General features: G+C 41.4%; 18 protein-coding genes. 12 read left to right on the top strand and 6 right to left on the bottom strand.

All coding sequences use genetic code 11. The features are described 5' to 3' along the window. The first annotated feature begins 2 nt into the window (after nt 1-2). The 7 genes from AC30SF_RS02595 to AC30SF_RS02625 all read left to right on the top strand — a co-directional run bounded on the left by AC30SF_RS02595 (nt 3) and on the right by AC30SF_RS02625 (nt 6446). Nucleotides 3-1283 carry a TadA family conjugal transfer-associated ATPase gene (locus tag AC30SF_RS02595; RefSeq protein ID WP_489607472.1) on the top strand — a complete coding sequence of 427 codons (1281 nt, stop codon included), beginning with the start codon at nt 3-5 and terminating at the stop codon, nt 1281-1283. Next, on the top strand, nt 1283-2167 hold the full coding sequence (locus tag AC30SF_RS02600; RefSeq protein ID WP_489607473.1) for a type II secretion system F family protein: 885 nt from the start codon (nt 1283-1285) through the stop codon (nt 2165-2167). Before AC30SF_RS02595 ends, AC30SF_RS02600 begins: the two co-directional genes overlap by 1 nt. Continuing rightward, complete coding sequence (locus AC30SF_RS02605) at nt 2164-3024, top strand: type II secretion system F family protein (protein WP_489607474.1); 861 nt, start codon at nt 2164-2166, stop codon at nt 3022-3024. Before AC30SF_RS02600 ends, AC30SF_RS02605 begins: the two co-directional genes overlap by 4 nt. Further along, the gene (locus tag AC30SF_RS02610) at nt 3014-3796 is read left to right on the top strand and encodes a tetratricopeptide repeat protein (RefSeq protein ID WP_033002441.1); all 783 of its coding nucleotides are present in this window, start codon (nt 3014-3016) and stop codon (nt 3794-3796) included. The genes AC30SF_RS02605 and AC30SF_RS02610 overlap by 11 nt, the downstream gene beginning before the upstream one ends. A 17-nt stretch (nt 3797-3813) precedes the next feature. Then, nucleotides 3814-4383, top strand: a complete 570-nt coding sequence (locus AC30SF_RS02615; RefSeq protein ID WP_295975756.1) for a TadE family protein — start codon at nt 3814-3816, stop codon at nt 4381-4383. Nucleotides 4384-4434: 51 nt separating this feature from the next. Beyond that, complete coding sequence (tadF, locus tag AC30SF_RS02620; protein WP_489607475.1) at nt 4435-5055, top strand: tight adherence pilus pseudopilin TadF; 621 nt, start codon at nt 4435-4437, stop codon at nt 5053-5055. A 218-nt stretch (nt 5056-5273) separates the two neighbouring features. After that, nucleotides 5274-6446, top strand: coding sequence for a chorismate mutase (locus AC30SF_RS02625; protein ID WP_489607476.1), 1173 nt, complete (start codon nt 5274-5276; stop codon nt 6444-6446). A gap of 38 nt (nt 6447-6484) precedes the next feature. On the opposite strand, the gene murI is transcribed toward AC30SF_RS02625, so the two are convergent. The 5 genes from murI to gmk all read right to left on the bottom strand — a co-directional run bounded on the left by murI (nt 6485) and on the right by gmk (nt 12566). Then, nucleotides 6485-7294 carry a glutamate racemase gene (gene murI / locus AC30SF_RS02630; protein ID WP_489607477.1) on the bottom strand — a complete coding sequence of 270 codons (810 nt, stop codon included), beginning with the start codon at nt 7292-7294 and terminating at the stop codon, nt 6485-6487. A gap of 67 nt (nt 7295-7361) precedes the next feature. Next, nucleotides 7362-9443, bottom strand: a complete 2082-nt coding sequence (gene recG, locus AC30SF_RS02635) for an ATP-dependent DNA helicase RecG (RefSeq protein WP_489607478.1) — start codon at nt 9441-9443, stop codon at nt 7362-7364. After that, a complete protein-coding gene (gene spoT / locus AC30SF_RS02640; protein WP_021615633.1) occupies nt 9443-11566 on the bottom strand; it encodes a bifunctional GTP diphosphokinase/guanosine-3',5'-bis pyrophosphate 3'-pyrophosphohydrolase in 2124 nt (707 codons plus the stop codon). The genes recG and spoT overlap by 1 nt, the downstream gene beginning before the upstream one ends. Nucleotides 11567-11610: 44 nt before the next feature. Then, nucleotides 11611-11877, bottom strand: coding sequence for a DNA-directed RNA polymerase subunit omega (rpoZ, locus tag AC30SF_RS02645; RefSeq protein ID WP_021615632.1), 267 nt, complete (start codon nt 11875-11877; stop codon nt 11611-11613). Nucleotides 11878-11939: 62 nt separating this feature from the next. Further along, nucleotides 11940-12566 (bottom strand): guanylate kinase, encoded by a 627-nt coding sequence (gene gmk, locus AC30SF_RS02650; protein WP_209363028.1) that lies wholly within the window; start codon nt 12564-12566, stop codon nt 11940-11942. 234 nt (nt 12567-12800) lie between these two features. Here gmk and gap point away from each other — a divergent pair, with 234 nt between their 5' ends. Further along, a complete protein-coding gene (gene gap / locus AC30SF_RS02655; RefSeq protein ID WP_021615630.1) occupies nt 12801-13805 on the top strand; it encodes a type I glyceraldehyde-3-phosphate dehydrogenase in 1005 nt (334 codons plus the stop codon). Between the two features lie 106 nt (nt 13806-13911). Here gap and AC30SF_RS02660 read toward each other — a convergent pair whose 3' ends face one another. Continuing rightward, complete coding sequence (locus AC30SF_RS02660) at nt 13912-14628, bottom strand: YggS family pyridoxal phosphate-dependent enzyme (RefSeq protein ID WP_489607479.1); 717 nt, start codon at nt 14626-14628, stop codon at nt 13912-13914. Between the two features lie 311 nt (nt 14629-14939). Here AC30SF_RS02660 and thrA point away from each other — a divergent pair, with 311 nt between their 5' ends. The 4 genes from thrA (at nt 14940) to AC30SF_RS02680 (ending at nt 20505) form a co-directional block, all read left to right on the top strand. Further along, on the top strand, nt 14940-17387 hold the full coding sequence (thrA, locus tag AC30SF_RS02665; protein ID WP_489607480.1) for a bifunctional aspartate kinase/homoserine dehydrogenase I: 2448 nt from the start codon (nt 14940-14942) through the stop codon (nt 17385-17387). A 12-nt stretch (nt 17388-17399) separates the two neighbouring features. Continuing rightward, on the top strand, nt 17400-18344 hold the full coding sequence (gene thrB, locus AC30SF_RS02670; protein ID WP_489607481.1) for a homoserine kinase: 945 nt from the start codon (nt 17400-17402) through the stop codon (nt 18342-18344). 61 nt (nt 18345-18405) lie between these two features. Continuing rightward, complete coding sequence (gene thrC, locus AC30SF_RS02675; protein WP_489607482.1) at nt 18406-19680, top strand: threonine synthase; 1275 nt, start codon at nt 18406-18408, stop codon at nt 19678-19680. 57 nt (nt 19681-19737) lie between these two features. Then, on the top strand, nt 19738-20505 hold the full coding sequence (locus AC30SF_RS02680; protein ID WP_489607483.1) for a 4'-phosphopantetheinyl transferase family protein: 768 nt from the start codon (nt 19738-19740) through the stop codon (nt 20503-20505). Nucleotides 20506-20528: the final 23 nt, after the last annotated feature.

The following is a 20528-nucleotide window of genomic DNA, read 5'->3' on the forward strand; positions in this document are numbered from 1 at the left end:
AAATGTTAACTAAAGAGCAAAAGATATTTTTTAGAAGTGAAGTTTTAAGTAATCTTGATATTGAAAAGATTGATCAGCTTCAAACTGACAGAAATTTATTAGTAAATGAGTTAATTCAAATTGTTAACCGGGTCGCTAATAAAAGTTCCGTGTATATTTCATCAGCTGATGCACTTACCATGGCAGAAATGGTGGCGGATGAAATTGGTGGCTATGGGCCACTACGAGAATTAATGTCAGATGACACGATAAATGATATTTTAGTTAACGGTCCTAATGATATTTGGGTGGAACGTGCAGGTATTCTTGAAAAAACGGATAAAACGTTTATCAATAATGAGCAGTTGACAGATATTGCAAAACGTCTGGTTGCTCGGGTAGGTCGTCGTATTGATGATAGTAGTCCACTGGTAGACTCTCGCTTACCGGACGGCAGCCGTTTAAATGTCGTTATTGCACCTATTGCATTAGATGGTACATCTATTTCTATTCGTAAATTTAGTAAAAATAAAAAGAGTTTACAGGAATTGGTAAACTTTGGTTCCATGACCCGTGATATGGCGAACTTTTTAATTATTGTGGCAAGATCTCGTGTCAATATTATTGTATCGGGGGGGACGGGTTCAGGTAAAACAACGTTATTAAATGCGTTATCTAACTATATTTCTCATACTGAGCGGGTTATTACCCTTGAGGATACGGCAGAGTTACGTTTAGAGCAACCTCATGTTGTACGTCTAGAAACACGTTTAGCCGGGGTGGAACATACCGGTGAGGTGAGTATGCAGGATTTGGTGATTAATGCTTTGCGTATGCGACCTGAACGTATCATTGTAGGGGAATGTCGTGGTGGAGAGGCGTTCCAAATGTTGCAAGCAATGAATACCGGTCATGATGGCTCAATGTCTACTCTGCATGCAAATAGCCCGAGAGACGCTATATCACGTCTAGAAAGTATGGTAATGATGTCGAGTGCGGCATTACCTTTAGAGGCTATTCGGAGAAATATTTCATCTGCGGTAAATATTATTGTGCAAGCTTCCCGACTCAATGATGGTTCAAGAAAAATTATGAACATCACAGAGGTGATGGGAATGGAAAATGGACAGGTTGTTCTACAGGATATTTTTAGTTATAAGGCAAGTAGATACCGTGATGCGAATGGGAAAATTATGGGTGAGTTTATTAATCATGGATTATTAAGTCGCTCTGTTGTTTTCCAAAATGCACAGGTGTTTAATCTTAGCAATGAATTGCAAAGTATTTTTGGAGAAGTGAACTAATGTCTTTACTTTATTATATTCTTTTAGCCTTCGGTGGATTGTTAGTCATTTATGTATTAACCAGTTGGTTTGTGACTAAGAAAAAAATTAATGAATATAATGGTACAGAGAACAAGTTAGAAACGTTTGCTCAAAATGTTAAATCTAAGTTGTCGCTGTGGGTATTCTATTTTTCAGGTGGAAATCGGAAAAATATTTTACGAAATAGTGTGATTAGTGTTTTATCATTCTTGGCTTTTTTTGCAATTAATGTGAGTTATATTCATATTGATAGACTAACCTTTAGTATTATTTTTGTTTTTGCTTTTATTATGTTTATATGGAAGTTAGGCCAACGACGTAATAGAAAAGTATTTAATAATGTATTCCCAGAGGTTATTCAGATTTTGGTAGCAGCTTCTTCTTCCGGTGCTGGATTATTACAAGGACTGGAACGTTGTGGACAAGAATTGACAGGGCAGTTAGGTACTGAGTTTAGAAATATTCATAGACGTTTGGCTATCGGTGAGGATCCAATCGCTGTTTTTGATGAGAGTTATACACGTTATCCATATAAAGAATTTTACTTTTTTATTACGATTATCCGGACCAATCTGAGTAAAGGGGGACAGATAAAAGAGGTTATATCAAGATTAGGACGCGTTATTGCAGATAGTACTAAGATGGAAAAAAAGAAAAAAGCAATGACATCGGAAGCAAGAATGTCAGCAATGATTGTGGCTTGTTTTCCTATTGGGTTCTTTATTTTCATGAAGTTTGTGATGCCGGAGAATTTTGAGTTTATCACCACCGATCCTACAGGGCGATATATATTATATTATGTGTTTGGTAGTGTTGCGTTTGGTATGTTGATTATTTGGGGATTAATGAGGAAGTCAACATGACAGTAAAATTACTTCTAATTTACCTATTAGTTATTGCGTTTTCTCTTGTTCTACTGTTTATATCAATTTCGGGTGGTAAGAACCTTCGTCGTAATGAAGATATTTTGGCCGGTAGATTCTCTGAAGCTAACGAGTCTGATGCAGCGAATAAAAATAAGACAAAACAGCAAATCGAACTTGAATTATTATTAATTAATAATAATCCCTTGTTAAAGGTTTTGGGAATAATTGATAAGAATATTAAGCTAAAATTAGCTCTTATGGTCTTGGTGTTTTTTGTTTATTATTTATTTTTTGGTAGAGATACAGATGGTTTTTCTCTAGTTATTGGCTGTGTTTTGATTTTTATTGGTATTATTATTGTTCCTGGATTTCTTACCGGTTTTGTCTTAAAATCCAAAACTAAAAAAATAATGAATGATTTAACCAGTTTTATTGATCTTGTTGCAGTTAATGTGCAAACAGGGGTGAGTATTGAAGCGGCATTAAAACAGGTTGCAACAGATTTTAAAAAGCTAAATCCGGATTTATCTTATGTTATGTTGAGAGTCATTCGAAAATCTGAGCTGACAGGTATGTCGCAGGCTCTACAAGATTTGGCAATTTCATTACCGACTACTGAAATCAGAATGTTTTGTACAGTAATGCAACAAAGTTTAAATTTTGGTTCGTCTATCTATGATCAGCTCATCCAGCTTTCTAGTGATATTCGAGAGTTACAGTTATTAACGATAGAAGAAAAACTAGGGACTCTTTCTGCTAAAATGAGCGTTCCGTTGATTCTTTTTATCATGTTCCCGATTATTATATTAATTTTGGCTCCTGGCGTATTGAGGGTATTTCCACATGTCTTTTAAACTTATCAAAAAAACCTTATTTTGTAGTGTTTTATTGTCTATCAGTGCTTGTTCATCTATGTTTGAAGGTGGCTCCACCGATGATGCTGGAGTTTATGCAGATGATGAAAGCATTACAACTAAAGAAACCTTGTATCAAAATACGCGAAATTATGATGCGTTGATTTCAATGTATCGTAGTATTCTAAAAAATGAAGATGATTTATTAACACGTTATAAGTTATCTGAAGCTTACTACAAGAAAGGAGATAGTAGTTCATCTTTACTATATTTGCAGCCTATCTTAAGTTCCGGCGGTTCTTTGGCTGAAAAGGCAAAGATTTTGCAGGCTAAGAATCTCAATATGCTAAAACGATATAGAGAAGCATTAGATGTTGAAAATGCGGTGTTATCATCCTCTCCAACGAATGGTGAAGTTTATAACTTACGTGGCGTGACTTATGCGCATTTAAATGATTTAAATAGTGCAAGAGAGAATTTTGATAAAGCTCGCGAGTATTTTCTGAATGATGTTATTGCAATTAATAACTTAGCAATGTTAAGCATTATTAATGGTGATTATCGTAATGCGATTTCTTTATTATTGCCGCAATATTTGAATGGTATTAGAGAGCAACGTTTGGTTCATAATTTAGTTTTTGCTTTAGTGAAGAACAATGAACTTGATTATGCGAAAGATATTATCCTGAAAGAAAATTTGAATACCTCACCAGATTCATTAATTGATGCACTTAGAAAAACAGAACGCATTTCAGATTATATTGCAAAATAATTTTCAGGAACGTTGATATGAAACTAAAGAAGTTTGTATTAGGTAATAGAGGTGCAGCCCCTGTTGAGTTCGTGTTAACAATTGCTTTTTATTTCCTTGCCGTATGTTTGATTCTAGAGTTCTGTCGGATTGCTATTACAACAAGCTATTGGGATTTAGCAGTGACTGAAAGCGTCAGAATTTCAAAGAATGAATATGATGGTAAAGGCAGTTATCTGAATGTCTTTAAAAATAATCTTCAGAAGCAACTTAACGCACAAGAGAAGTCAACATTAGGAAATTTCCTTCAGTTAGATAAAAATAACGGTTATGATGTTGATGTCAAATATGTTAATTGTTCTCAAGGGAAATCTTGTATCAATGCGTTGCTAAATAAAGACTTCAAAAAAATTCCATCATCGAGTGGAGCAACACAATATGATACAGATGGGAAAGGTTCGACATTAGCTTATTATACGGTCGTGTATAAGTATAAGTTTTTGGTTCCGGTGCCCTTTGTCCCGAATTCTTTAGTTCAACATGTTTTAACCAGAGAATTTGTTATGGTGCAGGAATGGCAACGTTCTCAATTTCCTGTTACGCCTTAATCATCCAGAGAGTTGGCTAGGTTTGTTTGCGACAAAATTATGGTAGACAGTATGAATAATAATTTTTTAAATCGAGTGAGTTTTTTTAGACAAAGTAAAAAAGGCTCAGTGACGATTGAATTTGCGCTTACGCTGATGATTTTAGTTATTGTTTTTGCGTTCCTAGCCGATTTAGTCGTTCAGCGTTCGACCCAAGCAAAGTTAGATAATACTTCTCTATCTTTAGTGAGTATATTACGTGAACGGGTTCAATTGTATAGTGACAACGGTAACGCAGCATTAACGGATGGTACAAAAGGTGCTGCCGGCGGTTTTAGCGTTGTTGGTAGCAGTGATGGTGATTTGAACCAATATATTCAGTTGGCGAACTTGATGTTGTTTGGTGATCGAAATGCGAACAAAGTAAAAGTGACTTTGGAACGTTTCTCTCCCGATTCAAAGCAATATGATAAAGTGAGTAATTCGTCCGCTTGTGAGCCATATAAACCATTGAATACATTGGAGAATCTTTCTCCTCGTTCAGAAACGAATAATTTACGGAAGATCCCTCTTTATCAAGTTACATTATGCGTAGAAGTGAATAGCTTTTTTCAGAGCATGATTGCGCAGAAGGGAACGGTTTCTAACGGTTTTCTACGTTCTTCAACATTTGCACCGGCTCGGGCGAAATAGTTGTTAGAGTATAATCCCGGCTTGATAAACCACTTGTCTTATATACTGCACCAAGATTAGGCATATTATCCTAGTATGGTGCAGTTTCTTTATGGTAACTTAGCACCGGCAAATGCTTTATTGATGCCGATTCGTTAAGGAAATTTCTGATAATTCCCCGTCGATACCAAAAAAATTTGAGCTGAAAAACGCACTAGTATTCAAATAAAGGAAAAGTTATGTCATTGGATTTAAGTGAAATTCGACAGCAGATTACCCAAATTGACCGCAGTTTATTAAAGTTGCTTTCTGAGCGTCATCGTCTTGCGTTTGATGTGGCGCGTAGTAAAGAAATGACACAGAAGCCATTACGTGATGTGGTACGTGAAGAACAGCTGTTACAAGAGTTAGTGCAATTTTCTGAAAATGAAAATTATCAACTTGAGCCACAATACATTACTGCAATTTTCCAAAAAATTATTGAAGATTCGGTGCTGACGCAACAAGTTTATTTACAGAAAAAGTTGAATTCACAACGCGAGGAGAATATTCACATTGCCTTTCTCGGCAAGCGAGGATCTTATTCTCATTTGGCGGCACGAAATTATGCCACTCGATACCAAGAAGAATTGGTGGAAATAAGTTGTGCCAGTTTTGATCAGGTTTTTGCTAAAGTACAAAACGGTGAAGCAGATTATGGTGTTCTTCCATTGGAAAATACCACATCCGGCACGATTAACGAAGTTTATGATCTGTTGCAACACACTGATTTGTCTTTGGTGGGGGAATTGGCTTATCCTATTCAGCACTGCGTTTTAGTCAATGGGCAGCATGAGTTAAGTCAAATTGATACCCTATATAGCCATCCTCAGGTGATTCAGCAATGTAGTCAATTTATCCATGGTTTAGATCGCGTACATATTGAATATTGTGAAAGCAGTTCTCATGCTATGCAGTTGGTTGCCGGATTGAACAAACCCAATATTGCCGCCTTGGGCAGCGAAGAGGGGGGAAAGTTGTACGGTTTGACTGTGCTGAAACGCAGTATTGCCAACCAAGAAAACAATATCACTCGCTTTATTGTTATCGCGAAAGAATCGCATAATGTTTCGCCACAAATTCATACAAAAACACTCTTGTTAATGAGTACGGGGCAGCAGGCCGGTGCTTTGGTGGAGGCGTTGTGGGTGTTTAAAAAACACAATATCAACATGACAAAATTAGCTTCCCGTCCGATTTATGGGAAACCATGGCAGGAAATGTTTTATTTGGAAATTGAGGCGAATATTCATCATCCTGACACGCAGGCTGCATTGGAAGAATTAAAACAAGTTAGCCACCAGTTGAAAATTTTAGGATGTTATCCAAGTGAAATTGTCACACCCACTAAAATTTTACCTGACTCTCAATAATGTGATGGCATAACACAATCAAAAGTGCGGTCGAAATTTTAACTGTTTATATGGATTAAGCTAAATTGTTCAAAGCCAAGCGCATGAAGACATTCTGATAAGTCGTCTTCAATAATAAATGGCTTTGTATAAAACACTTGAGAAATCATATGATTTTTTGACCGCACTTTGACTTCATTTAGTAAAAAGGCTATTCGTTTAGCGATTGCTTCCCCTGAATCAATGAAATGGCTCACTTGTGGTAAGCATTGCTGAATTTCCGATTTTATGAGCGGAAAATGTGTACAACCCAGCACAATTGCATCTAAATCGGGCATCATTATCCATTCGCTTAACTCCGTTCTTATGTCATTTAAATCAACAGGATAACCACGCAATTTACGCTCTGCCAGTTCGACAAGTTTGGTGCTGCCGATTTTTTCAACTCGACAAGATTGTGCATATTTTTCAATTAAATGATCGATATATTCTCGTTTAACAGTTCCTTTTGTGGCTAATAAACCAATATGCTTTGTCGAAGAGTATTCTGCTGCTGGCTTAATGGCAGGAACTGTGCCAACAATGGGAATAGAGAAATGTTGGCGTAATGAGGGTAATACGATGGTACTGGCCGTATTACAAGCAATAACAATGAGATCTAAGGCATATAAGCGATCAAGGTGCGTGCAAATTTTATTCACACGCTCAATAATGAGTGCTTCCGATTTTTCAGAATAGGGGAAAAATGCATTATCAAAACAATAGAGATAATGACAATCCGGGAGTCGTTTTTGGACTTCTTGGTACACGCTTAACCCTCCGACGCCGGAATCAAAAAAGAGGATTCTAGGTTTGGATAACACTGTCATAATTCACCTGTTAAATCAGCTTTTGTCTCTTAATACGTTGTTTCAAAATATGTCTATCATCTCAGCATTAAACATTACCGTAAATCTCTCGATTATTAAGCCATCGGCGAATGAGCAATTCTGCTGTTTGCGGATATTTGAGTACCAATTGTTTAGCATAAAATTGGACAGTTGGGAGCATTTTACGATCGCGCATGAGGTTTGCTACTTTGAATTCGGTTATGCCGGTTTGTTTCGTACCAAGCACTTCGCCCGGGCCACGAATTTCTAAATCTTTTTCCGAAATCACAAAACCATCTTGTGTATCACGCATGACTTGCAGGCGTTTCTGCGAAATTTTGCCAAGTGGCGGTTTATACATCAAGACACAAAAAGAGGCTGTACTTCCTCGCCCAACACGACCGCGAAGCTGATGAAGCTGGGAGAGTCCTAAACGCTCAGCATTTTCAATGATCATTAAACTGGCATTTGGCACATCCACGCCTACTTCAATCACTGTGGTGGCAACTAACAAATCTAGCTCGGCAAGCTTGAATTGCTCCATGACAGCTTGTTTTTCACTGGGTTTCATCCGCCCATGGACTAAGCCAATACGCAAGTGCGGTAAGATTTTATGAAGATCTTCTGCTACTGCCTCCGCGGCCTGAGCTTCCAGCACTTCCGATTCATCAATCAGGGTACAAACCCAATAAGCCTGCCGCTTTTCCTGCGAGCAGGCCACATTGACTCGCTCGATAATTTCCGCACGACGCTCTTCAGAAATGGCAATGGTCGTAATCGGTGTACGCCCCGGCGGCAGTTCGTCAATAATTGAGGTGTCCAAATCGGCATATACAGTCATAGCCAATGTGCGTGGAATCGGCGTGGCGGTCATAATAAGTTGGTGAGGATAAACACCTGCTTGATTGCCTTTTTCACGCAACATTAAACGTTGGTGTACACCAAAACGGTGTTGCTCATCCACAATCACTAAACTCAGATTATGAAATGCAACCTCATCTTGGAATAGGGCGTGCGTCCCCACCACCATTTGAACCGTACCGTTTTTTATTTTTTCCAACTCGGCAATACGTTGCTTCCCTTTGACTTTTCCTGCCAACCAACCGACTTGAATACCAAGCGGCTCAAACCAACGGCGAAAATTTGTGGCATGCTGTTCCGCCAAAATCTCCGTTGGTGCCATTAACGCCACTTGTTTGCCATTATCGATTGCCGTCAACGCCGCCAGTGCTGCCACCAAGGTTTTACCGGAGCCCACATCACCTTGTACCAAGCGCATCATCGGATAATTTTGTTGTAAATCCTGTTCAATCTCTTGGGTAACACGTAATTGCGCATGGGTCGGTGTGAAAGGTAATTGTGCTAAAAAGCGTTGTTTTAAATCTGATTGTGCACACAAGGGTTCCGCAAAATTCTCCTGAATTCCTGACCGCATTTTTTGCATCGCGAGATTGTATGCCAGCAATTCTTCAAAAATTAGACGCTGTTGTGCAGGGTGTTTACCTTCTTCCAATATCGCCAAAGAAACATCCGGCGGCGGATTATGTAAAAACTGAATTGCTGATTTCAAATCAAAAGGATGCGGATTAAACTCAGCAGGCAACAACTCAGCCAAAGGCGTTTTCTCTAAGACCAACAACGCTTGCGTAATTAATTTACGCAACGACGTTTGTTTTAATCCTTCTGTAGCCGGATAAATGGGCGTCAGCGTTTCCGCCAAAACGAGGGGTTTATTGTCATGAATAATTTGATATTCCGGATGATGAATCTCCGCCATAAAACGCCCACGGCGTACTTCGCCAAAGGCTTTCACGCGAGCACCTGGCTGTAAGCTATTTTTCATGCCGGCATTAAAATTGAAAAAACGTAATGCTAACTTGGATGTACCATCGGAGAGGTAAACTATCAGCATGGGGCGACGCCCAAATTGCACTTCTGCGCTCTGAACTACGCCCTCGATGGTAGCATATTGCTCGGGACGAAGATCAACAATAGGCGTAATTCGGGGACGATCTTCATAACGTAGAGGGAGATGAAAGAGAAGATCTTGCAGATTGAAAATGCCCAACTTACCTAATTTTTCTGCAATTGCAGCGCCGACACCGGAGATGGCGGTGAGTGGAATGGCATCTAATAATTGGGCATGCATTATTGGTTGATATTACGTTCAATGTGAATCAGTTCAGGCATTTGCTTGATTTTACGGATAATATTTGCCAAATGTTTATTATCTTTTACCGTTAATAAGACGATGATTTGATATAAACGCCCCTCTTGCTCTTCTGTCCAAATGCTTTGAATATTGCTGTCCATGGAGGAGATCGTGGACATCAAATGCGGTAAAGTGCCTTGTTGATTGATCATCTCAATACGTAGTTCCGTCTCAAATTCAATTTGAGTATCACTTTTCTCCCAATCCACAGGCATATAATGTTTAGGATTGTCTTTACGATCTTTGAGATTTGAGCAAGCTTCATGATGAATCACCAAGCCTTTCCCCGGACTCGCGTAAGCAATAATCGGATCACCCGGGACCGGATGGCAACACTGCGCAAAAGTAGTCAATAAACCACCATTGGCAGTAATTTCTAATGGCGTCGCATTATTATCCGGATTACCATCCGTATCAATTTCGATCGATTCTCCCAACAAACGATGGGCAATCACCGTACTCATTTGATTGCCCAAACCGATTTCCATAAAGACATCGTTCAGGCTGGTGAGTTTGAGATCCGCTAATACCTGTTGAATAAATTCTGGATTAAGTTCTTCCAGTTTTAACGGACTTAAGGCGTGTGCCAATTGACGCTTGCCCGACTCAATTGCTTCATCACGGCGTAAATCTTTTAAGGCATGGCGGATACTGGAACGGGCTTTAGCGGTAACGACAAAATTTAACCAAGCCACATTTGGACGTGCATTTGGTGAGGTTAAAATATCAATGGTCTGTCCGGACTCTAAAGGTTGGGATAATGGATACGGCTTGCGATCCACATTTGCGGCCACACAGTTTTTGCCTATATCCGTATGTACTGCGTAGGCAAAATCGACCGGTGTTGCACCTTTCGGCAATTCAACAATCCGCCCTTTCGGGGTGAAAACATAAATTTCTTTTGGGAAGAATTCGGATTTTACACTTTCAATAAATTCAAACGAGTTCCCCGCACTTTGTTGCAGTTCCACCAAACTTTGCAGCCAACGTTGTGCGCGAATTTGCGCTGGCGTACTGTCATTTCTTCCGCCTTGTTTATATGCCCAATGTGCTGCCACACCCATTTCAGCCATTTGGTCCATTTCTTCGGTACGAATTTGCACTTCCACGGGTACGCCATGTGGACCGATCATCGATGTATGTAAAGACTGATAGCCATTGGCTTTTGGCACGGCAATGTAGTCTTTTACCCGACCCGGACGCGGTTTATAAAGACTATGCATTTGCCCCAATACGCGATAGCAGGTATCCACGTTCTCTACAACGGTGCGGAATGCATAAATATCCATAATGGAATGAAACTGCTGATCTTTTAAGCGCATTTTTTGGTAGATGGCATAGAGATGTTTCTCACGTCCAAATACGCGCGCTTGAATGCCCACATCGTCTAATCGACCTTTAATTTCGGCAGAAATACGCTCAATCATATCTTTACGATTGCCGCGTGCGATTTGCACAACCTTTTGCAGCACGGCATAACGTTGCGGATGCATGGCTTCAAAGCCAAGATCTTCCAGTTCATTTTTAATATGTTCAATGCCTAAACGATGAGCAAGCGGAGCGTAAATTTCAAGGGTTTCTTTGGCGATACGACGACGTTTATCAGGACGTAATGCGCTAAGTGTGCGCATATTATGGGTACGGTCGGCAAGTTTAATAAGAACAACGCGAATATCCTTAGTCATTGCCAGGATCATTTTGCGGAAGTTTGCCACTTCCGCTTCTTGACGCGTTCTGAATTTGAGTTTGTCGAGCTTTGACACACCTTCGACAATTTCCGCCACACTGGCGCCGAATTCCTCTTTCAACTGTTCTTCGGTATAAGGCGTATCTTCAATGACATCATGTAATAAAGCTGCCATAACCGCCTCATGATCCAAACGCATTTCGGCAATAATAGAGGCGACAGCAACAGGGTGGGTGATATAAGGTTCGCCGCTTGAGCGAGACTGTCCTTCGTGCGCATCGCGAGCAATCACAAATGCACGTTTAACTAATTCAATTTGTTCAGGCGGTAAGTATTCCTGAATAATATGATTTAACCCTTCGAATAGATACAAAACACACCCAACCGATGAAAAACGTTGTAAATATTAACCGCACTTTATTCAGATAACAAAGACACAGCGCTCACTTCAACACGTTCATGTGCCAAATGATCTTGGCGTTCCTGCGCGTCTAAAATTTCATTGTTAATGAGACCTTTTTCAATTTCACGCAAGGCGATAACTGTCGGCTTATCGTTATCTTCCGGCACCAAGGGTTCGCGGGTATGTAACTGCAATTGTCTTGCACGACGAGCCGCAGTTAAAATCAAATCAAAACGGTTACCAATTTTTTCTACTGCATCTTGCACGGTGACACGAGCCATAAATTACTCCAGTTTGCTAAGTCTAATGAATCTAAAGGGGCAATATGATACTAAAATTGCCTTTAGTTTGCCAGTAATTGTTCAATTAAGCCTTTGTTTTCTTGTTGTTGATGACGTGTTGTTAAACGCTCTGCGCGCAAAATAGCTTGTAAATCAACAAGTGCTTGTTCGAAATCATCGTTTACAATGACATAGTCATATTCGTCATAATGAGAGATTTCGCTCATGGCTTTTTCCATGCGGCCGGCAATGACTTCGGCAGAGTCTTGTCCACGTCCGATTAAGCGTTTTTCGAGTTCGCTTAATGAGGGCGGCAAAATAAAAATGCTTTTAACGTGAGGAACTTTTTCACGGATTTGTTGTGCCCCTTGCCAATCAATATCGAGAAACACATCAATGCCTTTCGCTAAATTTTCTTCAATGGCAAACAAAGAGGTGCCGTAATAATTGCCCCCAAACACTTTGGCATATTCTAAGAATGCGTTTTGTTCGATTAAATTTTCGAACTCATTATGTGAAACAAAATAATAATGCACGCCTTCTTGCTCACCCGGGCGGGGGAGTCGAGTAGTATGTGATACGGAAACCATCATTTTATGGCTGTTGACACGTTTCAATAATGCGCTAATTAATGAAGATTTGCCGGCACCACTCGGTGCAGAAATAATGTATAAATTGCCTTGTAACATATTATTCTCTCATCGATAATTTAGCTTATTATGCCTCTAACCCAATAAAAAATCAGCAAAAGTGCGGTCGTTTTTAACAAAATTTTTGAGACGGCAGTCTTGTGTGTTTTTGAGAGGCGCATTCTCAAATTCAAGAAAGTATGTTATAATCCCCCTCAAAATTGGTAGAGAGAAAACAAACCTCCATGCCTATTTAACCTTTTTGTTTAACTTAAAAATATAAGGTGAAAACTTATGGCTATTAAAATTGGTATCAATGGTTTCGGTCGTATCGGCCGCATCGTGTTCCGTGCAGCACAACATCGTGATGACATTGAAGTGGTGGGTATCAACGACTTAATCGACGTTGAATACATGGCTTACATGTTAAAATATGATTCAACTCACGGTCGCTTTGATGGCACTGTTGAAGTGAAAGACGGCAATCTTGTGGTCAACGGCAAAACTATCCGTGTGACATCTGAACGTGATCCTGCAAATCTTAACTGGGGCGCTATCGGTGTTGATGTTGCTGTTGAAGCTACCGGTTTATTCTTAACCGATGAGACTGCTCGTAAACACATCACTGCCGGTGCGAAAAAAGTAGTTTTAACCGGTCCATCTAAAGACAGCACACCAATGTTTGTACGTGGTGTAAACTTTGATGCGTATAAAGGCCAAGACATCGTGTCTAACGCGTCTTGTACAACGAACTGTTTAGCGCCATTAGCCAAAGTGATCAACGATAAATTCGGTATCAAAGATGGTTTAATGACCACTGTTCACGCAACCACAGCAACACAAAAAACCGTTGATGGTCCATCTGCAAAAGACTGGCGCGGTGGTCGTGGTGCTTCCCAAAATATCATCCCATCTTCTACCGGTGCAGCAAAAGCCGTAGGTAAAGTTATCCCTGCATTAAACGGCAAATTAACCGGTATGGCATTCCGTGTTCCTACACCAAACGTATCTGTTGTTGACTTAACTGTTAACCTTGAAAAACCGGCAACTTACGCTGAAATCTGTGCAGAATTAAAACGTGCTTCAGAGAACGAAATGAAAGGCGTTTTAGGCTATACTGAAGATGCTGTAGTTTCTACTGACTTCAATGGTTGCTCACTCACTTCTGTGTTTGACGCCGCTGCAGGTATCGCATTAACCGACACCTTCGTGAAACTTGTTTCTTGGTATGACAACGAAACCGGTTATTCTCACAAAGTATTAGACTTAGTTGCGCACGTTCACAACTACAAAGGCTAATTTTTTACAGTCAACATAAAAATAGCTCCCCCTCCCCAGTGGGAGCTATTTTTTTATGAATAACGTTCAAGTGCTGTCGTTTTTTTGAGATGTTGGCAAACCTGACTTACCCTTGCACGGTTGCTGTTTCTTGTTTATAAATTCGCTTGCCAAAAATCGCCGTGCCGACGCGCACCATCGTAGAACCGCATTTAATCGCAGTTTGCATATCATCGGTCATGCCCATGGATAACGTGTCAATTTGGGCATGGGGCAGTGCCTGTTGCAAACGTTCAAACAAGGTTCGCATTTGACGAAACGTTTGTTCCTGTTGTGCTACATCATCGGTAGGTTCCGGAATCGCCATTAAACCACGCAAACGTAAGTGCGGTAGGTTTTCCACGTGTTTTGCTAAAGACAAAATCTCATCCGGTTGTACACCGGATTTGCTGGTCTCATTGCTGATATTCACTTGAATTAATACATTAAGCGGCGCTTTATGTGGAGATCGTTGCTCATTTAAACGATCGGCAATTTTGGCGCGTTCAAGGGTTTGCATCCAGTCAAAATACTCTGCCACCAAGCGAGTTTTGTTTGATTGTAACGGTCCGATAAAATGCCATTCCAATTCAATTTGATGTTGTTGGCAAAATTGAATCTTTTCAACGCCCTCTTGCACATAGTTTTCTCCAAATACCGTTTGTCCTGCTTCGTATGCGGCTAAAATAGCCTCAATCGGTTTCGTTTTAGAAACGGCAAGTAATTTGACCGCACTTGGCGTTTTGAACTGGCATTCGCATTGTTGTATTTGCGCCCGAATATGAGCAAGATTTTGCGCAATCATAAGGTTTCCTTCTTATCAAAATAGCGATTTATTTTACACCAACTAAAAAAGTTAGAAAATAATGCAAAATTCTCTGAATTCCGTTTGACAAGGATATGAAATTTCGGTATTTCTATATCCAATTTTTCACCATGCAAAATAAATTATGTGTCAAATTAACCGCACTTTGATTACGTCAATTACCATGATTACCATTACGATGATTAATGGGGCGGGCTAGTGCGTTAAGAATAAAATTCATCAACCCGCTTCTTCTATAAAGCGGGTTTTTTTATGCAAACATTTTTATATATCATACTCAGGAGAATATCATGCGCGTATTAAAATTTGGCGGCACATCACTCGCCAATCCGGAACGGTTTTTGCAGGCTGCCGAGCTTATCGAGAAAGCCCATTTAGAGGAGCAGGCGGCAGGTGTGCTATCGGCGCCGGCCAAAATCACCAATCATCTTGTTGCCCTTTCCGAAAAAGCCAGCTTAAATCAACCTACCGATTCCCATTTCAACGAAGCATTAGATATTTTCTATACCATCATCAATGGCCTACATGCCAAAAATAATAACTTTGACCTTGCCGGTACCAAACAAATTATTGATCAAGAATTCCAACAAATCGCCTCTTTATTAGACCAAATCCGCCAAGCCGGTAAAGTCGAAGATGCAGTGAAAGCGACCATTGATTGCCGCGGCGAAAAACTCTCTATTGCAATGATGAAAGCTTGGTTTGAAGCCAAGGGATATAGCGTACACGTTGTTGACCCGGTTAAACAATTATTGGCTCAAGGCAGTTATTTGGAATCTTCTGTGGATATTGAAGCGTCCACCAAACGCGTGAATGCAGGCGCCATCGCCAAAGAGAAAGTTGTGTTAATGGCAGGCTTTACTGCCGGCAATGATAAAGGTGAATTGGTCTTGTTAGGTCGTAATGGTTCCGACTACTCCGCGGCCTGTTTGGCAGCCTGTTTAGGTGCTAGCGTCTGTGAAATTTGGACAGATGTTGACGGCGTTTATACTTGCGACCCTCGTTTAGTATTGGATGCGCGTTTGTTGCCAAGCCTGTCTTATCGCGAAGCCATGGAGCTTTCCTACTTTGGTGCAAAAGTGATTCATCCACGCACTATCGGTCCGTTGGTACGTCCGAATATTCCATGTTTAATTAAAAATACCGGCAACCCAAGCGCACCCGGTTCTGTTATCGCCGGTGATATTAAATCTGAAGGCTTGCAGGTCAAAGGCATTACGAACTTAGATAACGTTGCCATGTTCAACGTTTCCGGTCCGGGAATGCAAGGCATGGTTGGTATGGCATCACGCGTATTCTCTGCCATGTCTAACGCCAATGTATCGGTTATTTTAATCACTCAATCTTCTTCTGAATACAGCATTAGTTTCTGTGTGCCGGTAAAATCTTTGGAGGTTGCACTCAAAGCATTAGAAACGGAATTTGAGCAAGAATTAAAAGCCCACCAATTAGATCCTATCGAAACGATTAAAGACCTTTCCATCATTTCGGTGGTGGGTGATGGAATGCGCCAAGCCAAAGGCATTGCTGCACATTTCTTCTCTGCCTTAGCCCAAGCCAATATCAGTATTAATGCCATTGCACAAGGCTCTTCCGAGCGTTCTATTTCCGCTGTGGTTGCTCAAAATAAAGCGATTGAAGCGGTAAAAGCAACACATCAAGCCTTATTTAATAACAAAAAAATCGTGGAAGTTTTTCTCGTGGGCGTTGGCGGTGTCGGCGGTGAATTAATCGAGCAAATCAAACATCAGAAAGAGTATTTAGCCAAAAAAGACATTGAAATTCGTGTCTGCGCCTTAGCCAACTCCAATAAAATGCTATTAAACGAAAATGGCTTAAACTTAGACCATTGGCAAAAAGATTTGGAAAATGCCACCCAACCGTCTGATTTTGACGTGTTGTTGTCTTTCATTAAGTTACATCATGTTGTGAATCCGGTCTTTGTGGATTGCACATCGGCAGAATCCTTGGCGAGTTTATATGAACGTGCCTTAGCGGAAGGTTTCCATGTGGTTACGCCAAACAAAAAAGCGAATACCCGCGCCTTGGATTATTATCACAAACTGCGCGATTTAGCCCATAAAAACCAACGTAAATTCTTATACGAAACCAACGTTGGTGCAGGTTTACCGGTCATTGAGAACTTACAAAACTTATTAGCCGCCGGCGATGAAGTGGAACGTTTTGACGGGATTTTATCCGGTTCCCTTTCTTTTATTTTCGGTAAATTGGAAGAAGATTTGAGCCTTTCCCAAGCGACCGCACTTGCCCGCGAAAAAGGCTTCACCGAACCGGATCCACGTGATGACTTATCCGGTCAAGATGTTGCCCGCAAATTGTTAATTCTTGCTCGTGAAAGTGGTTTAGAGCTGGAATTGTCTGATGTGGAAGTGGAAGTCGTGTTGCCGAAAGGTTTTGCTGAAGGCAAATCTACCGAAGAATTCATGGCGATGTTGCCACAACTTGATAATGACTTTGCGGCTCGGGTTGAAAATGCCAAAGCGGAAGAAAAAGTCTTACGTTACGTTGGGCAAATTGAAAATGGCAAATGCAAAGTCTCTATTGTTGCCGTGGGCAAAGATGATCCGCTATACAAGGTAAAAAACGGTGAGAATGCTCTAGCGTTTTACACCCGTTACTACCAACCGATTCCGCTATTATTACGCGGTTACGGTGCAGGCAATGCCGTCACTGCGGCAGGCATTTTTGCCGATATTTTAAGAACCTTAAAGCACTAAACGGAGAATATTATGCTAAGAATCTATGCACCGGCCTCCAGTGCCAATATTAGCGTTGGTTTTGATACCTTAGGTGCGGCAATTTCCCCGATTAACGGTTCATTATTAGGCGACGTGGTGCAAATCGAGCCTATCGCGACCGGCTTTGAGCTGGAAAGTGCGGGTTATTTTGTGCGTAAATTACCGAAAGAGCCGCAAAAGAACATCGTTTATCAAGCCTATGTGTTATTTAGCGAACAGCTCAAACTTCGTAACACAAAAGTCAAACCCTTGCGCTTAACCTTAGAGAAAAATATGCCTATCGGTTCAGGCTTAGGCTCTAGCGCCTGCTCTATTGTTGCCGCCTTGGTCGCGCTGAATAAATTCCATGACGAACCGTTTTCTAAAATGGAATTGTTAGAAATGATGGGCGAGTTGGAAGGACGCATTTCTGGCTCCATTCATTACGACAATGTGGCGCCTTGCTACTTGGGCGGCGTGCAATTTATGGTGCAATCGCTCGGTAACATTTGCCAAACCTTACCGTTTTTTGACCATTGGTATTGGGTCTTGGCGTACCCGGGGATTGAAGTGTCCACCGCGGAAGCCCGTGCGATTTTACCAAAAAGTTATACGCGTCAAGATGTGATTGCGCATGGTCGCCATCTGGGTGGTTTCGTGCACGCTTGCCACACGCAGCAGGAAAATTTGGCTGCCATGATGATGAAAGATGTCATTGCCGAACCTTATCGCGAGGCCTTGTTGCCTAACTTTGCCGAAGTGAAACAAGCGACGCGCGATTTAGGTGCGTTAGCTACCGGAATTTCAGGCTCCGGCCCGACGATCTTTTCCATCGCACCGGACTTGCATATTGCCGGCAAACTTGCCACTTACCTTGAAAATCATTATTTACAAAACAATGAAGGCTTTGTGCACATTTGCAAAGTCGATAATGCCGGCGCGAGAGAGCTTGATTAAAACACCGGAAGAAATCACCGCACTTTTGTCTTAAAAGTACCAAACGAAAAACAGGTTTCACATGAATTTATACAACATCAAACACCCCGAAGAACAGGTCAATTTCGCCCAAGCCGTACGCCAAGGGTTAGGCAAAGATCAGGGCTTATTTTTCCCTGAAAACATACCGCACTTAAGCAATATCGATGAGCTATTGGCATTGCCGCTGGTTGAGCGCAGTCAAAAAATCCTTGGTGCCTTAATCGGTGAGGAAATCCCGCAAGCACAGCTTGCACAAATGGTGCGCAACGCCTTCACTTTCCCGGCACCGGTTGTCAAAGTAGAAGACAATATTTATGCATTAGAATTGTTCCATGGTCCGACCCTTGCCTTTAAAGACTTCGGCGGGCGCTTCATGGCGCAAGCCTTAGCCACCGTACGCGGTGACGGCAAAATCACGATTTTAACAGCAACTTCCGGTGACACCGGTGCGGCGGTCGCCCATGCATTCTATGGCTTAGAAAATATCGATGTGGTGATTTTATACCCGAAAGGTAAAATCAGCCCGTTACAAGAAAAATTATTCTGTACCCTCGGCGGCAATATTCGCACCATCGCGATCAATGCCGATTTCGATGCCTGCCAAGCTTTAGTCAAACAAGCCTTTGATGATGCGGAACTACGCCAAGCCATCGGCTTAAACTCGGCAAACTCCATCAATATCAGCCGTTTATTAGCGCAGGTGTGCTATTACTTTGAAGCAGCAGCACAATTACCAAAAGAAGAACGTGAAAACTTGGTGGTTTCCGTGCCAAGCGGCAACTTCGGCAACCTCACAGCCGGATTAATCGCTAAAACTCTTGGCTTACCAATTAAACGTTTTATCGCAGCCACCAACGCCAACGACACCGTGCCGCGTTATTTACATACCGGAGACTGGTCTCCAAATGCAACCGTGGCCACCCTTTCCAACGCCATGGACGTTTCTCGTCCGAACAACTGGCCACGCGTGGAAGAATTGTTCAAACGCAATGGTTGGGCATTGACTGAGTTACATTCTGCGGCGATTTCCGATGCACAAACAGAAGACACCTTACGTGCCATGAATCAATTGGGTTATTTGTGTGAGCCACACGGCGCAGTGGCTTATGAAGTGTTAAAACAGGATTTACAACCAGGCGAAACCGGCTTATTCCTGTGCACAGCGCATCCGGCAAAATTTAAAGAATCCGTCGAACGCATTCTGGATTTAACGCTGCCGTTACCGGAAGCCTTGGATAAACACAACAAACTGCCGTTGTTATCCGATGAAATGGAAAACGATTTTGCGCAGTTAAGAGCTTATTTATTGAAATAAGGCGACAAAGTGCGGTAACAAAATTCAACGGATTTTGACCGCACTTTTCTTATCACGATGACAACGCTAATTGCTTGGGGAAATATTCATACACCCTTCCCCTTTCATGACATCCCAGCCGATCTGATTCCGGCGAATTTACTGACGTTAAGCCACGATAACCCGCGTATGCAACAACGCTGGCAATGTCGTCGTTTAGCGCATTTCTTGCTGTGGCAATTACTCAAAACAGCAGAAAAACCGACCGCACTTTTAGGGCAAATTTCGCGTACAGAAACTGACCGACCGCAATTTTCCTCTTCTGAGCTAGATTTTAATATCAGCCATTCCGGTGATTGGGTGGCAGTGATTTTGCATATCAGCCAATCAGGCAAAAAAAGTGCGGTAGGAATTGATATTGAATCTCCCTGCAAAGAACGTCCTTATTTAGCCCTGTTGGAACACTTTGCAAGCGCAGAAGAAATCCACTGGTTTCAACAACAAACTGAATCCCAATCCGCTTTTTACCGCATTTGGTGCCTGCGCGAAGCCGTGTTGAAATCCCAAGGCGTAGGTATCGCCAAATTATCAGAAGTCACACATCAGCCGGAAACCTTACACATTTTTTCAGCCCACTGCCCCCGTGGACAGCTGTGTTTTACCGATGAACTTCCTTTTTATCTTGCCTTTTTTGTTAACCAAGAAAGCTCGACATTGCCTCAGTGTTTTGTGTGGTCTGATCATGCGCTTGTTTCACAGCAGATGTCAGATGGCGTTTGCTACGAGGTAAATTCATCAAACAAAATAGAAAAAATTCGATCAAGATCGCATATTTCAAAGGTATAAATAGCAACGACCTTGCATTTCTT

It is taken from the genome of Aggregatibacter valvarum (assembly GCF_980468985.1).

Coding starts and splice junctions, on each gene's coding strand:
- AC30SF_RS02595 (WP_489607472.1), top strand. CDS start 3: ATGTTAACTAAAGAGCAAAAGATATTTTTTAGAAGTGAAGTTTTAAGT.
- AC30SF_RS02600 (WP_489607473.1), top strand. CDS start 1,283: ATGTCTTTACTTTATTATATTCTTTTAGCCTTCGGTGGATTGTTAGTC.
- AC30SF_RS02605 (WP_489607474.1), top strand. CDS start 2,164: ATGACAGTAAAATTACTTCTAATTTACCTATTAGTTATTGCGTTTTCT.
- AC30SF_RS02610 (WP_033002441.1), top strand. CDS start 3,014: ATGTCTTTTAAACTTATCAAAAAAACCTTATTTTGTAGTGTTTTATTG.
- AC30SF_RS02615 (WP_295975756.1), top strand. CDS start 3,814: ATGAAACTAAAGAAGTTTGTATTAGGTAATAGAGGTGCAGCCCCTGTT.
- tadF (WP_489607475.1), top strand. CDS start 4,435: ATGAATAATAATTTTTTAAATCGAGTGAGTTTTTTTAGACAAAGTAAA.
- AC30SF_RS02625 (WP_489607476.1), top strand. CDS start 5,274: ATGTCATTGGATTTAAGTGAAATTCGACAGCAGATTACCCAAATTGAC.
- murI (WP_489607477.1), bottom strand. CDS start 7,294: ATGACAGTGTTATCCAAACCTAGAATCCTCTTTTTTGATTCCGGCGTC.
- recG (WP_489607478.1), bottom strand. CDS start 9,443: ATGCATGCCCAATTATTAGATGCCATTCCACTCACCGCCATCTCCGGT.
- rpoZ (WP_021615632.1), bottom strand. CDS start 11,877: ATGGCTCGTGTCACCGTGCAAGATGCAGTAGAAAAAATTGGTAACCGT.
- gmk (WP_209363028.1), bottom strand. CDS start 12,566: ATGTTACAAGGCAATTTATACATTATTTCTGCACCGAGTGGTGCCGGC.
- gap (WP_021615630.1), top strand. CDS start 12,801: ATGGCTATTAAAATTGGTATCAATGGTTTCGGTCGTATCGGCCGCATC.
- AC30SF_RS02660 (WP_489607479.1), bottom strand. CDS start 14,628: ATGATTGCGCAAAATCTTGCTCATATTCGGGCGCAAATACAACAATGC.
- thrA (WP_489607480.1), top strand. CDS start 14,940: ATGCGCGTATTAAAATTTGGCGGCACATCACTCGCCAATCCGGAACGG.
- thrB (WP_489607481.1), top strand. CDS start 17,400: ATGCTAAGAATCTATGCACCGGCCTCCAGTGCCAATATTAGCGTTGGT.
- thrC (WP_489607482.1), top strand. CDS start 18,406: ATGAATTTATACAACATCAAACACCCCGAAGAACAGGTCAATTTCGCC.
- AC30SF_RS02680 (WP_489607483.1), top strand. CDS start 19,738: ATGACAACGCTAATTGCTTGGGGAAATATTCATACACCCTTCCCCTTT.